Below are 13,594 nucleotides of genomic sequence, written 5' to 3'. Positions count from 1 at the left end.
GACGAACATGACTGATCTCTCCCTGGTCGAACGGCTGTTGAGCGACCGCACCTACTACATCGAGTTCAACAGCGACCCCGGCCTGACCGGTCCGGCCTTCCCGGCCGACCGACTGCTGCCGTCGGCCAAACACCTCAGCAACCACGCCAAACACGCGGTCGTCGCCCTGGCCGGCCTCGGCGCACCGCCGGAGAGGATCGAGGCGTACTACCGCGGCTACACGACACTCACGCCCTACGGCTACGACCTGGAACCGGCGAGGGTCTCGAAGCAGGGCATCACCGAGGAGAACTGGGAGCGCTACGTCGGCGCCCGCACCGACTTCGCGGACTACTGCGACTTCTTCGACCGGCGGGAGAAGGAGCTCGGCCTCGACGAGCTGCTGCGCCGCTACGTCCCCACGCTCCTCCCCGGCTGGGTCGGCGCCTTCACCCATGCCACCATCCACCTGGGCTGGGCCCTGGACGCGGGAAACCGCTGGATGACCATCGAGGGCCTCGCCTATCTGGCCTTCTCGTATGTCTCCTGCCACCCGGAACGGACGACGCCGCTACGGGACGACGGATCGCGGGACGAGGCGGCGGTGGACTCCCTGCTGCGAATCGCGGGCGCCTGGGAGGACGACCACGAAGCGCTCCGCCGATGGGTCGACGCACTGATCGCCGACACGACACCGGGCGCCACGGCGCACATCCACCCCGAGCTCGCGGGACTGCAGTACCGGATCGCCAAGGTGCTCGGCGAGGGGCACCCCCTGATCTACCGGGCTCCGGCGTGGACCGAGGACCAGGACCCCTCGGAGAGCTGGGAGCAGCTGTACTACGCGGTCGCCCTGATGTATCTGGCGATGCCCGGAGACTTCATCGTCCTGCATCTGATCACCTCGCTCCACGCGATGGAGCAGATCGCCGCCCGTCTGCCCCGCGATCGGCAGAAGTACGCGGTCAGATGCTTCTGGACGGGGATCCTCTGTATCGCCTTCTCCCGTGCGGAGTTCCCGGCCAGGGCCGGACTGGCCGAGCTGCACGCGGAGTTCGGGAAAGCCGTGGACGACAGCGGCGATCCGACGAATGACGAGGAGTGGGACCGGCTCGTCGCCCGCTCGGTCGACCAGGTCGAGGAGCACAACCCCAAGCTGGTGTACGTGTTGCGGCGGGTGTGGAGGAGGACCGGTCGCCGGTCGATCTTCCGCGTCGCGGCCGGTCACTTCACTCCGACACCGGAGGTACTCAAGTCGTCGTGACTGCCTGACCTGCTCCCCCCCCGTAGTGCCCTGACGGTCGGGCCCTGACCGTCCCGCCCCGGGGTGGATCCGGGGCGAGCACCAGCGAGAAGCCCAGGCCGGCGCCGCCGGCCTGGGCTCTGCTGTCCCCGCCCGGCGCCCCCATTTTCTGGACTTGCTGGTCCATTTTCTTCCTCCTACGGTTGCCCGTGTCCGGCGGGACACCCCGTCCCGCACCCCCCGGAACGAGGCGAGGAGATGTCCGCATGCGCGCGATCGTCGTGAAGCGGTACGGCGGCCCGGAGGCCATGACCTGGACCGAACTCCCGGATCCCGCACCGGGCAGGGGAGAGGCGCTGGTCCGGCCGAGCGTCGCGGGCGTCAACTTCATGGACGTCGGCGTCCGGACGAGGCACCTGCCCGGCTGGACCATGCCCACCGTCCTGGGAGTGGAGGGAACGGGCCACGTCACCGCGCTCGGCGAGGACGTGAGCGGACTCGCCGTCGGTGACCGGGTGGCCTGGTACTACCACCGGGGCAGCTACGTCGAGCAACTCGCCGTCCCCGCCGACCGCCTGGTCAAGGTCCCCGACGGCGTGGACGACGAGACCGCGGCGGCGGTGATGATGCAGGGGCTGACCGCCAACCACCTCACCACGCAGACGTACGCGGTCGGGCCGGGCGACGTGGCTGTCGTCCACGCGGCGGCGGGCGGCGTCGGTCTGATGGTGACCCAGATGGTCAAGGCACGCGGGGGCACGGTCGTCGGCCTGGTCTCCCGGCCGGAGAAGGTCCCGCTCGCGCGCGAGGCCGGCGCCGACCATGTCCTGGTCTCCAGCGGCGGCGGCTTCGAGGACCGGGTGAGGGAACTCACCGGCGGTGAGGGCGCGCACGTCGTGTACGACGGCGCCGGCCCGGCCACCTTCCGGTCCTCGCAGCTGGCCCTGCGCCGCCACGGCGTACACGCCTACTACGGCGTGCTGATGGGCGATCTCTCGGTCAATCCGATGGAGCTGCCCAACAGCGTCCTGCTGTCCTATCCGACGGTCGCCGATCATGTGCCCACCCCCGGCGCCCTGCGCGAGCGGACCGCCGAGGTCTTCGGCCTCGTCGCCTCGGGACAGCTCAGGCCCCACATCGGGCAGCGCTACGCCCTCAAGGACGCCGCGCAGGCCCATCGCGACATCGAATCGCGCCGCACCACCGGAAAGCTGCTCCTCCTGCCCTGACGGCACGGACCGCGCCGGCCGCCGTGCCGCCGCGGCTCCTCCCAGGCGCCCCACCCAGTGAAAGGCGACTCAGAACAATGGATCTTCAGCTCGTCGGCAAGCGCGCCCTGGTCACCGGATCGAGCAGCGGCCTCGGCGAGGCGATCGCCCGCCGCCTCGCCGCCGAGGGCGCCACCATCGTCGTACACGGCCGGGACCGGGCCAGAGCGACGGCGGTGGCGAAGTCCATCCGGGAGGACGGCGGCGTCGCGGACATCGCCATCGGCGATCTCGCCACGGACAGCGGCGCCGCGCACGTCCAGGACGCGGCGGCGCAGGACGGACCGGTCGACATCCTCGTCAACAACGTCGGCGTCTACGAGCCGACGGCCCGGTGGGGCGACACCCCGCCCGACTCCTGGGCCGAGATCTACAACATCAACGTCATCTCCGGCGTGCGTATGATCCAGCGCCTCCTGCCGGACATGCGCGCACGCGGCTGGGGACGGGTGATCCAGATCAGCAGCGTCACCGGCCACCGGCCCGCCGCGAGCCAGCCCCACTACGCCTCCACCAACGCCGCCCGGAACAATCTCGCCGTCTCCCTCGCCCGCGAACTGAAGCACTCCGGCGTCACCTCCAACGCCGTCGCCGCGGAAGGCATCCTCACCCCCGCCACACTGGACCTCCTGGTCGGCGTCGGCCGGGCACAGGGCTGGGGGGAGACCTGGGCGGAGATCGAGCCGAAGACCGCCGCGCTCGCCCCGAACGATGCGGGCCGCATCGCCGGTCCGGAGGAGTACGCCAACGTCGTCGCCTTCCTCGCCAGTCCGGCGGCCGGCTACATCAACGGCACGACCCTGCACGTCGACGGCGGGGCCTACGACGTATGAGCCGGGCCGAGGGCGACGACGGTGCCCCCGCGCCGGGTCAGCCGGTCCCGGCGTCGCGCAACTGGCCGATCCCGCTGTCCAGTGCCGCCCGGAGATGCGTCGACCGGCCGGTCGAGAGCATGATCGACACGCCACCCTGAATGCCCGCGAGCAGCGCCGCGGCACTCCGGTCGACATCGAACGACGCCGGCAGATGCCCGGCCGCCCGCAGCGACCTGATGCCCACGGCCAGATGCTCCTGCCACTGACGCAGCATCTCCACCACGATGGCCCGCGCGCCCGGGGTCGAGCGTCCGACATGCATGATCAGCGCACCGAGCGAGCACTGGTCCCCCTGCTCCTCGTACCGCTTCAGCACCGTCTCCCGCCACTCCTCCCAGGCGTCCCAGGAATCCAGACGCCCCAGATACGGCATCTGGTCGTCCAGCACCCGGTCCGCCTCGAACTGCGCTACCGCCAGCAGGAGTTGGTCCTTGCCCTCGGGGAAGTAGTGGAACAGCTGGCTCTTGCTGGTACCGGTGCGGTCCCTCACATCGTCCAGCGTCGCGAACGCGACCCCCTTCTCCCGCACCACCTCGGCAGCGCCCGCGACGATCCGTGCCCGCGTGGCCTGCCCCTTCGCCGTCAACGCACCACTCATCGCAGCCTTCCCGGAACGGAACCCCCTGACCCAGTATCCATCGGCGGCGTGGTCGTGACAGGCGGGCAGGCGCCGGACGGGGCCCGGTCAGTCGGGGACGAGGACGGCGGCGCCGTCGACGCGGTCCGCCGCGAGGTCGGCGAGTGCCTGGTCCGCCCGGCTCATCGGGTACGGGGTCACCGTGGCCCGGACGCGGATGCGTTCGGCGAGGGCCAGGAACTCGTGACCGTCCTGGCGGGTGTTGGAAGTGACGCTCCGCAGGTCCCGCTCCTGGAAGAGATGGCGCTCGTAGGTGAGCGAGGGGATGTCGGAAAGGTGGATCCCCGCGATCGCCAGCGTGCCCGACCGGTCCAGCGCCTCGAGGGCCACCGGCACCAGAGTGCCCACGGGGGCGAACAGCACCGCCGAGTCCAGGGGTTCGGGCGGGCCGTCGGTGGCGCCGGCGGCCGAAGCGGCGCCGAGTTCCAGCGCCAGCCCACGTGCCCGCGCCGACCTGGTCAGCACATGGATCGTGGCTCCTTCGGCCAGGGCCACCTGGGCCGCCAGATGCGCCGAGGCGCCGAAGCCGTAGATACCGAGCCGCCCGCCCTCGGGCAGTGCGCTGCGGCGCAGCGCGCGGTAGCCGATGATCCCGGCGCACAGGAGGGGCGCGAAAGAGACCGCGTCGTGGGCCTCCGTGAGCGGGTAGGCGAAGGCCTCCGGCACCAGTGTCAGCTCGGCGAAGCCGCCGTCCTCGTCCCACCCGGTGTAGGTGGACCAGGGGCAGAGGTTCTCCTTCCCCGCGAGGCAGTAGCGGCACCGCCCGCACGTGCCGCGCAGCCAGGCGCCGCCGACACGGTCGCCGACGCGGAAGGACGTCACCGCGTCACCGACGGCGGCCACGCGGCCGACGATCTCATGGCCGGGGACGGTCGAAGGCCGCCGTGGCGCCAGATCACCTTCCGCCAGGTGCAGATCCGTACGGCAGACGCCGCACGCCTCCACCCGCACCAGCAGATCGCGGGGGCCCGGGACAGGGGTGCGCCGGACCACACGGGTCAGCGGTCCCGTACCGATCGGGCCGGGTCTCTCGACGGCCCAGCAGTGCTGTGTCTCCGCGACGGAGCCGGCGGACGTCATGCTTCCACCCTGCGGTCCCCGGCCTGCCCGGGCAAACGAGAGCGCCTGCCGCGCCTCGCCCCCCCCTTTTCCGTTTGCCGCCGGCCGGTCCCGTCGGATAGGAAACTCGCATGCTGAAGGGCACCGAAGTCGGGCTGAGGGCCCGGCACGAGGACGACATCCCGATCCTGCGGGCCGAGCTCTACGACGACGTGGTCACGTCCTCGCGGGCCGACAGCCGGCCGTGGCGGCCGATCACACCCGGGTCCAAGGACTCCCGGCTCGTCGTGGACGACACGGAGCAGGGGCACGTCCCGTTCTCCGTGGTCGAGCTGGACGGCGGCGCCCTCGTCGGCACCGCGGTCCTGTGGGACATCGACAACCACAACCGGTCCGCGCACATCGGGCTGGGGCTGCTGCCGTCCGCCCGTGGCAGGGGCTACGGCGCCGACGTGGTCGCGGTGCTGTGCCACTACGGCTTCATCGTGCGCGGGCTGCGACGGCTGCAGATCGAGACGCTGTCGGACAACGCCGCGATGCTGCGCTCCGCCGAGCGCAACGGCTTCGTACGCGAGGGCGTGCTGCGCTCATCGGCCTGGGTGATGGGCGAGTTCATGGACGAGGTACTGCTCGGGCTCCTCGTCGACGAGTGGAAGCCGGACCCGGAGGTCCGGGGCGTGCGGTAATCCCGCCGAATTCCCCTGTCGCCCGAGCGCGTTCCCCTGCCCGAGCGCATTCTCATACCCGCACGGCCGCCGCGCAAGAACGCGGCGGCTTATCCATGCCGTTCGCCCGTCGCATCACGCTTCTCCGCCTTTTGCTCGCGATTCCTTTCCGGTCCTGCTTCAATGTTCCAGAATTTTCCGCAGACAGGACGGGGGCCAAGGTGTCGGACATAACTCTGGAGAGGGCTGAGGGCAGCGCCCGTGCGGCCACGCCGCGGCGTTATCTCATGTGCCCTCCCACGCATTTCGACGTCACGTATTCGATCAACCCGTGGATGGACCCGGGCAGACTCACCTCGACGCAGGTCGCGGTAGGGCAGTGGAAAAGGGTGCACGACACATTCGTCGGGCTGGGGCACGACGTGCGGTTGATCGAGCCGCTGCCCGACCTGCCCGACATGGTGTTCGCCGCGAACGGCGCGACCGTCGTGGACGGCAAGGTGCTCGTCGCCCGCTTCCGGCACCCTCAGCGCGCCGACGAGGCGGCCGCCTACCTGGAGTGGTTCCGCCGCGACGGGAGGTTCGAGGTCGGCCAGGCCGAGTACATCAACGAGGGCGAGGGCGACTTCCTCTACGTGGGCGGGGAGATCCTGGCCGGCAGCGGCTTCCGCTCCGACCTCCGGGCGCACGACGAGATGCGGGAGTTCTTCGGCCGCCCGGTGGTGAGCCTGACGCTGGTCGACCCGCGCTGGTACCACCTGGACACGGCCCTCGCCGTGCTCGACGAGGGGGAGGTCATGTACTACCCGGCGGCGTTCTCCACGGAGAGCCAGGGCATTCTGGCCGAGCGCTTCCCCGACGCGATCCTGGCCGAGGAGGCCGACGCGGCGGTGTTCGGCCTGAACGCCCTGTCGGACGGCCTCAACGTGACTCTGCCCGAGCAGGCCGTCGGCCTCGCGGCGCGGCTGCGCGAACGCGGCTACACCCCTGTCGGGGCCGACCTGACCGAATTGCTGAAGGCGGGCGGCAGCGTCAAATGCTGCACGCTCGAACTGAGAGGCTGAGGCGGGTACCGTTCCCCGCCCGATGAGGCCCCGGACCGTCTGTCCCGCTGACGGGACAGACGTGCCCGCCCAAGCGGTAAGCGGCTCCCGGCCGTAGGAGGCGCTTTCCCCTTCTCCGCCCGTACGGCGGAAAGTATGCTTGGCCGCGGTAATTCGGTGACCGTGATTGTGCGAGCGAGTGCGCTGATTCACGGCCGGCCGGACAACGGTGAATACCGGCGGGTCCGGGGAATACCGTGCATCGGTCGCGCGTAATTCCCTCGCGCTCCTTTCCCGGGCCCGCCTTCCCGGATTCCCAGGAGAAACCGAATGCCTCGGTTGAACGGCATACGGATCGCTCGTGCGAAGGAGCAGGAGAATCGATGAAGAGCATGCGCCGCGGCAGCAACGTGCGCGGAAACTGGATGCGCCAGTTCCACCAGGCACGAGGCGACGCCCCGACCCTCGTCTGTTTCCCGCACGCCGGGGGTTCCGCCTCGGCCTTCTTCTCCCTGTCGGCCACGCTGTCGGCTTCGGGTGTCGTGCTGGTCGCGCAGTACCCCGGCAGACAGGACCGTCTGGACGAGCCCGTTCTGGAGGATCTCCATGAGATGGCCGACCAGGCCGTCGAGGCCCTGGAGCTCTGGCTGGACGGGCCGTTGGCGCTCTTCGGGCACAGCATGGGGTCCGCCATGGCGTACGAGGTCGCGCTGCGGATGGAGCGGTGGCACGGCGTCAGTCCGGTGGGTCTGATCGTCTCCGGGCGGGCCGCGCCGTCCGTCCGGCAGGACCGGGGGATTCATCTGAGGGACGACGACGGCATCGTCGCGCACATGGTGGAGCTCGCGGGAACGCCGCCGGCCCTGCTGGCGGACAAGGAGTTCCCGACCACCGTCATCCCGCCCCTGCGTGCCGACTTCAAGGCGGTGGAGACCTACCAGGACCTCTCGGGGAGCAAGGTGGCCTGCCCCATCAGGAGTTACTGCGGCGAGCAGGACGCGGGCGTGTCACGCGAAGGGGTCCTCAAGTGGCGCGAGCACACGACGGCCTCGTTCACCGCCGCCTTCCTGGACGGTGGCCACTTCTATCTCCAGCAACGGGAGCCGGAGATGGCGCGGGCGATCTCACGGGATCTGGTGTCCTTCACCGCGCGTGGGCGTCGTGCGGAGCGTAGCGCAACCACGGTGTGAACAGCGGGAGTTGGGGACCGGCCCCCGGGCGGCAGCCCTCACGGCGCGGGGCGCCGCCCGGGAAGCGGCCGTGCGTCAGGCGCCCGCGCCACCGTCGACGGGCACGATCGCACCGGTCACCATGGAGGCGCGGTCGCTGAGCAGCCACGCCGCCACCTCCGCCACCTCACGGGGCTCGGCCATACGGCCGAGCGGGGTCACCGCGACATTGCGCTCGATGATGCCCGGGGACACCGCCTCCCACGCGTCGATCATCTCCGTGGCGGTGCCGCCGGGGGTGATGCCGTTCACCCGGATTCCCTGACGGCCCCAGGTCACCGCCGCCGTCTCGGTGATGCTGTTGAGCGCCCGCTTCATCGCGCCGTACGCGGGGAGCGCGGGATTCGCCCGGCGGCTGCCGATGCTGGAGGTGTTGACGATCGCGCCGCCACTGCCGCGCCGCATGAGCGCGGCCTGCGCGGTCATGGCGGTCCAGTGCGAGCGGAAGTTCACGGCGAACTGCTCGTCGATGTCCTCGTCGCTCGTGGTGTCGAGCGGGCCGGGGTGCTGGATCGTCGCGCCGTTGTTGAACGCGCCGTCGAGCCGCCCGTGCAGCTCCTCGACACGGTCGACCGCCGCGCGGATGCTCGTACGGTCGGCGAGGTCCAGGGTGACGGCGTCGGCGACGCCTCCGTCGGCGCGGATCTCGGCGACGATCTTCTCCAGGGCCTCGGTGCCACGGGCGGCGAGCACGACGGCGGCGCCCTCGGAGGCGAAGAGCCGGGCCGCCGCCGCCCCGATGCCGCGGCTGGCGCCGGTGATGAGAACGACCTTGCCGGTGAGCAGGCCGATGGACGCGATCTCGGTGGTGTTGGTCATGTGGTCACTGTCGTCCTGGCGTCGGAAACGGATACAGGCACAGGCGGTACCAGGATCCGTCGCCGCGCGGCGTGCAGACTTGGAGTATGAACAAGCAGGAGCTGGGGGCGTTCCTCCGCAGCCGTCGCGAGCGGCTCCGGCCGGAGGACGTGGGCCTTCCGTCCGGACCGCGACGCCGGACACCGGGGCTTCGCCGTGAGGAGGCCGCGGTCCTCGCGCACATCTCCACGGAGTACTACGTCCGCCTCGAACAGGGCCGGGCGCCCCGGCCGTCGAGCGAGGTCCTCGCGGGGATCGCGGGCGCGCTGCGGCTCAGCGACGCCGAGTCCGACCACCTCCATGTCCTCGCGGGCACCGCTCCGACCCGTAACCGGCTGCACCGGCGCGATGTCCGCCCCAGCATCCTCGCGCTCCTCGAACGGCTGCCGCAGACGGCCGGTCTCGTGGTGTCCGCGACGTTCGAGGTGCTCGCCTGGAACGGCCTCGCGGCCGCGCTGATGGAGGACTTCGCCGAGCTCGCCCCCGAGGACCGGAATCTCGCACGCCGGGCGTTCCTCGGGTCGACGGAGCCGGACAGGGTGCCGTACGGGATCTCCGACGCCACCGAGTTCCGGCAGCATGTGGTCATGCGGCTGCGCGCCACACTCGCCCGCTATCCGACGGACCCCGAGGTGAGCGGCATCGTCGACGAACTCCGCGACGCCTCCGCCGACTTCGCCCGGCTCTGGGAGAGCCACGACGTCCAGGCGGCGCCGGTGCTCACGAAGACCTTCCGCCACCCGGCCGTCGGGGACATCACCGTCGACTGCGACTCACTCACCCTCACCGACCGGGACCAGCACCTCGTGCTCTACAGCGCGCCGCAGGGATCCTCCGACGCCGAGGCCCTGGCTCTTCTGAACGTGCTCGGAGCCGACGCCGGGGAGTACCGGCGCTGAGCCCCGCCCGTCCGGCGCCGGCGTCGAGCCGCCGTTCGCCTACCAGGGCACCGGTGTGCCGTCGAAGTTGACATACGTGCCGGAGGGCCCGTCGTCGTCGATGAGCGCCAGCCGGACCACGGCCCTGGCCGCCTCCGCGGGATCCGCGACGGCGGCCACGGCATTGGCGTTCAGATCGGTGTGGCGCAGTCCGGGAGCGACCGCGTTGACCTTGATGCCGTCCTCGGCCAGGCTCTGCGAGTAGAAGATGGTCAGCGCGTTGAGCGCGGCTTTCGAGGACCGGTAGGAGGCGAAGGCCCCCCGGTAGCCGCCCATCCGCTCCGTCGACCAGGTCAGCGAACCGGTGCCGCTGGAGAGGTTCACGATCCGGGGGTGGTCGGAGCGGCGCAGCAACGGCAGGAACGCGTTCGTGACCGCGACCGGGCCGAACACATTGGTCTCGTAGATACGACGGAACGCGTCCACCTCCTCGTCCTGCGCGGGCAGGGACTCGTCGGAGATCCCGGCGTTGTTGATCAGCACGTCCAGGGAGTCGATCCCCGACGCGGCGTCCGCGATGCTCGCCGCGTCCGTGACGTCCAGCCGCAGCGGCCTCGCGTCCCCACCGATCTCGGCGGCGGCGTCCGCGGCCCGCTCCGCGCTGCGGGAACAGACATAGACCGTCAGACCCCGGCGGATCAGCTCCCGCGCGGTCGCTCTGCCGATGCCCTTGTTCGCGCCGGTGACCAGCGCGCTCGAAATGTCCATACCGACCAACCTTCCACTGCCCGTACTCCCTGATCAGGGTCAACCTGTACCCGGTCGGGGAGCCGCGGGCGTGCAACGACAGGCCGCTGTCCGCGTGCCTCCGAGGGGCGCCGGCTAGCCGCAGGACGGGCAGAGCCCCCGGTAGGTGATCTCGGCATCGGACACCGTGAAACCGAACCGTTCCGCCACCGGGAGTCCCGCCAGCGGATCGCCCTTCGGGTGGACGTCGCGGACCGTGCCGCATCCGGAGCAGACCAAGTGCTGGTGCGGATGGCGGGCGTTGGGGTCGTAACGCATGGCGCGGCCCGCGGTGGACACCTCGATGACCTCACCGAGGGAGACCAGCTCGCCCAGGGTGTTGTAGACGGTCGCCCGGGATATCTCGGGCAGCTCCCGCGCGGCGAGCGCGTGCACCTCGTCCGCCGTGAGATGGACGTGGTCGCCGTCGAGCACCTGCGCGACGACGCGGCGCTGGGAGGTCATCCGCCAGCCACGCCCTCGCAGCCGCTCCAGCAGGTCGCTCATTGAATCTCACCTGTTCACTGCTCACGGGATCCGGAAGCGTGTCTGCGGATGCCCAGTTGGCCGGTTTTTTACCGGATGTACTTTTAGTTCACTTCTTGACTTGGACTCTGTCCATCGTAGGATCGGTTCCGGTCGACAGCCAAGAAACGCCGACTGCCAGGAACGGCGTGACGGCTCCCGGCCGAACCCAGCACCGTGATCCGCCAGGTCCAGAAGGATTCCCATGTCTGAGAACCATGATGCAATCGTCGTAGACGCGAAGTCGGAGGGCGAGGGCGGCTGCCCGGTCGCGCACGGACGTGCCCCTCATCCGACCCAGGGCGGCGGAAACCACCGGTGGTGGCCGGAGCGGCTCAACCTGAAGATCCTTGCCAAGAACCCGGCCGTGGCCAATCCCCTCGGTGAGGACTTCGACTACGCCGCGGCGTTCAAGACCCTCGACCTGCCGACCGTCAAGCAGGACATCGCCGAGGTGCTGACGACCTCGCAGGACTGGTGGCCCGCCGACTTCGGCCACTACGGCCCCTTCATCATCCGGATGGCGTGGCACAGCGCGGGCACCTACCGGATCAGCGACGGCCGCGGCGGTGCCGGCGCGGGGCAGCAGCGCTTCGCCCCCCTCAACAGCTGGCCGGACAACGGCAACCTGGACAAGGCCCGCCGGCTGCTCTGGCCGGTCAAGAAGAAGTACGGCCAGAGCCTTTCCTGGGCCGACCTCATGATCCTCGCCGGCAACGTCGCCCTGGAGACCATGGGCTTCGAGACCTTCGGCTTCGCCGGTGGCCGCGCGGACGTCTGGGAGCCCGAGGAGGACGTGTACTGGGGTCCCGAGTCCACCTGGCTCGGCGACGAGCGCTACACCGGCGACCGCGATCTGGAGAGCCCCCTCGGCGCCGTCCAGATGGGACTCATATACGTCAACCCCGAGGGCCCGAACGGCACTCCGGACCCGCTCGCCTCGGCGCGCGACATCCGTGAGACGTTCCGCCGGATGGCGATGAACGACGAGGAGACCGTCGCCCTCATCGCGGGCGGTCACACCTTCGGCAAGACCCACGGCGCGGGCCCGGCGGACAGCGTCGGCGCCGACCCGGAGGCCGCCCCGATCGAGCGCCAGGGCTTCGGCTGGCAGAACAGCTACGGCACCGGCAAGGGCGGCGACACCATCACCAGCGGCCTTGAGGGCATCTGGACGAACACCCCGATCACCTGGGACAACAGCTTCCTGGAGATCCTCTACGGCTACGAGTGGGAGCTGTTCCAGAGCCCCGCGGGCGCCAACCAGTGGCGGCCGAAGGACGGCGCCGGGGCCGGCACCGTACCGGACGCGCACGACGCGTCGAAGACCCACCAGCCGACCATGCTGACGAGCGACCTGGCGCTGCGCGTCGACCCGGCGTACGACGAGATCGCCCGGCGTTTCCACACCAACCCCGACCAGTTCGCGGACGCCTTCGCCCGCGCCTGGTTCAAGCTGACCCACCGCGACATGGGCCCGGTCGTGCGCTACCTCGGCGCGGAAGTCCCCTCCGAGACGCTGGTGTGGCAGGACCCGCTGCCCGCCGTGACGCACGAGCTCGTCGACGCGGCCGACGTCGCGTCCCTCAAGGAGCAGGTCCTCGCCTCGGGCCTGTCGGTCTCCCAGCTGGTCTCCACCGCCTGGGCGTCGGCCTCCTCCTTCCGCGGCAGCGACAAGCGCGGCGGCGCCAACGGCGCCCGTATCCGCCTCGAACCGCAGCGCGGCTGGGAGGTGAACGACCCGGAGCGGCTCGCGACGGTGCTGTCCACCCTCGAAAGCGTGCGGGAGTCGTTCAACTCCGCCCAGAGCGGTGACAAGCGGATCTCCCTCGCCGACCTGATCGTGCTCGCGGGCGCGGCGGCCGTCGAGAAGGCGGCCAAGACCGCCGGCTTCGACGTCGAGGTCCCCTTCACGCCGGGCCGCGCGGACGCCTCGCAGAGCGAGACGGACGTGGAGTCGTTCGCGGCGCTGGAGCCGGTCGCCGACGGTTTCCGCAACTACCTCGGCAAGGGCCACCGGCTGCCCGCCGAGTACCTGTTGATCGACCGCGCGAACCTGCTCACCCTGAGCGCTCCCGAGCTGACGGTTCTCGTGGGCGGTCTCCGTGTCCTCGGCGCCAACCACCAGGAGTCGTCGCTCGGCGTCCTCACCGACACCCCCGGGTCGCTGACCAACGACTTCTTCGTCAATCTGCTCGCCCTGGGCACGACGTGGACGGCGACGTCCGAGGACGCGAACACCTTCGAGGCCCGCGACACCGCCACCGGCGAGGTCAAGTGGACCGGCACCCGCGCGGACCTCGTCTTCGGGTCCAACTCCGAGCTGCGAGCGGTCGCGGAGGTCTACGCGAGCGACGACGCCAAGGAGAAGTTCGTGAACGACTTCGTCGCGGCGTGGAGCAAGGTGTCGGACCTGGACCGGTTCGACCTCGTCTGACCGTTTCCCCGGCCGATCCTGTCGGATCCGGCTGAGGCCACGACGGCCGGGTCGCCCCCCGCGCAAGCCCCGGGGGGCCCCCCCCGCCCCCGGTAGCAGATAGCCCCACGTT

13 protein-coding genes are annotated in these 13,594 nt (G+C 70.6%); 8 read left to right on the top strand and 5 right to left on the bottom strand.

All coding sequences use genetic code 11. The features are described from left to right. The first annotated feature begins 7 nt into the window (after positions 1 to 7). The 3 genes from ACFWU9_RS33750 (at position 8) to ACFWU9_RS33740 (ending at position 3,323) form a co-directional block, all read left to right on the top strand. The gene (locus ACFWU9_RS33750; RefSeq protein ID WP_384324896.1) at positions 8 to 1,243 is read left to right on the top strand and encodes a questin oxidase family protein; all 1,236 of its coding nucleotides are present in this window, start codon (positions 8 to 10) and stop codon (positions 1,241 to 1,243) included. Between the two features lie 245 nt (positions 1,244 to 1,488). After that, positions 1,489 to 2,451 carry a quinone oxidoreductase family protein gene (locus ACFWU9_RS33745; RefSeq protein WP_384324895.1) on the top strand — a complete coding sequence of 321 codons (963 nt, stop codon included), beginning with the start codon at positions 1,489 to 1,491 and terminating at the stop codon, positions 2,449 to 2,451. A 77-nt stretch (positions 2,452 to 2,528) separates the two neighbouring features. Further along, a complete protein-coding gene (locus ACFWU9_RS33740; protein ID WP_384324894.1) occupies positions 2,529 to 3,323 on the top strand; it encodes an SDR family NAD(P)-dependent oxidoreductase in 795 nt (264 codons plus the stop codon). Between the two features lie 37 nt (positions 3,324 to 3,360). Here ACFWU9_RS33740 and ACFWU9_RS33735 read toward each other — a convergent pair whose 3' ends face one another. Together ACFWU9_RS33735 and ACFWU9_RS33730 are read right to left on the bottom strand one after the other, a co-directional pair. Then, the gene (locus tag ACFWU9_RS33735; protein WP_384324893.1) at positions 3,361 to 3,963 is read right to left on the bottom strand and encodes a TetR/AcrR family transcriptional regulator; all 603 of its coding nucleotides are present in this window, start codon (positions 3,961 to 3,963) and stop codon (positions 3,361 to 3,363) included. Positions 3,964 to 4,050: 87 nt separating this feature from the next. After that, positions 4,051 to 5,082, bottom strand: coding sequence for a zinc-binding alcohol dehydrogenase family protein (locus tag ACFWU9_RS33730; protein ID WP_384324892.1), 1,032 nt, complete (start codon positions 5,080 to 5,082; stop codon positions 4,051 to 4,053). Positions 5,083 to 5,192: 110 nt separating this feature from the next. On the opposite strand from ACFWU9_RS33730, the gene ACFWU9_RS33725 reads away from it, so the two are divergent. From ACFWU9_RS33725 to ACFWU9_RS33715, 3 genes are all read left to right on the top strand, one after another. Further along, positions 5,193 to 5,747: a GNAT family N-acetyltransferase gene (locus ACFWU9_RS33725; RefSeq protein ID WP_384324891.1), complete on the top strand. Its 555-nt coding sequence runs from the start codon at positions 5,193 to 5,195 to the stop codon at positions 5,745 to 5,747. Between the two features lie 215 nt (positions 5,748 to 5,962). Beyond that, positions 5,963 to 6,790 carry a dimethylargininase gene (gene ddaH / locus ACFWU9_RS33720; RefSeq protein ID WP_384324912.1) on the top strand — a complete coding sequence of 276 codons (828 nt, stop codon included), beginning with the start codon at positions 5,963 to 5,965 and terminating at the stop codon, positions 6,788 to 6,790. A 362-nt stretch (positions 6,791 to 7,152) separates the two neighbouring features. Further along, positions 7,153 to 7,959: a thioesterase II family protein gene (locus tag ACFWU9_RS33715; RefSeq protein ID WP_384324890.1), complete on the top strand. Its 807-nt coding sequence runs from the start codon at positions 7,153 to 7,155 to the stop codon at positions 7,957 to 7,959. Positions 7,960 to 8,034: 75 nt separating this feature from the next. Here ACFWU9_RS33715 and ACFWU9_RS33710 read toward each other — a convergent pair whose 3' ends face one another. After that, entirely contained in the window at positions 8,035 to 8,817 is a 783-nt protein-coding gene (locus ACFWU9_RS33710; RefSeq protein WP_384324889.1) for an SDR family NAD(P)-dependent oxidoreductase, read from the bottom strand. 86 nt (positions 8,818 to 8,903) lie between these two features. On the opposite strand from ACFWU9_RS33710, the gene ACFWU9_RS33705 reads away from it, so the two are divergent. Beyond that, on the top strand, positions 8,904 to 9,755 hold the full coding sequence (locus tag ACFWU9_RS33705; protein ID WP_384324888.1) for a helix-turn-helix transcriptional regulator: 852 nt from the start codon (positions 8,904 to 8,906) through the stop codon (positions 9,753 to 9,755). A gap of 39 nt (positions 9,756 to 9,794) precedes the next feature. Here ACFWU9_RS33705 and ACFWU9_RS33700 read toward each other — a convergent pair whose 3' ends face one another. Together ACFWU9_RS33700 and ACFWU9_RS33695 are read right to left on the bottom strand one after the other, a co-directional pair. After that, positions 9,795 to 10,502, bottom strand: coding sequence for an SDR family NAD(P)-dependent oxidoreductase (locus ACFWU9_RS33700; protein ID WP_384324887.1), 708 nt, complete (start codon positions 10,500 to 10,502; stop codon positions 9,795 to 9,797). A gap of 114 nt (positions 10,503 to 10,616) precedes the next feature. Further along, positions 10,617 to 11,027, bottom strand: a complete 411-nt coding sequence (locus ACFWU9_RS33695; RefSeq protein ID WP_384324886.1) for a Fur family transcriptional regulator — start codon at positions 11,025 to 11,027, stop codon at positions 10,617 to 10,619. Between the two features lie 223 nt (positions 11,028 to 11,250). Between ACFWU9_RS33695 and katG the strand changes: the two genes are divergently transcribed. Then, positions 11,251 to 13,482: a catalase/peroxidase HPI gene (katG, locus tag ACFWU9_RS33690; RefSeq protein ID WP_384324885.1), complete on the top strand. Its 2,232-nt coding sequence runs from the start codon at positions 11,251 to 11,253 to the stop codon at positions 13,480 to 13,482. Positions 13,483 to 13,594: the final 112 nt, after the last annotated feature.

The organism is Streptomyces sp. NPDC058653 (assembly GCF_042716895.1).
Classification (GTDB): domain Bacteria; phylum Actinomycetota; class Actinomycetes; order Streptomycetales; family Streptomycetaceae; genus Streptomyces.
The sequence above is the reverse complement of the archived record's forward strand: the minus strand, read 5'-3'. Positions and strand labels throughout refer to the sequence as shown.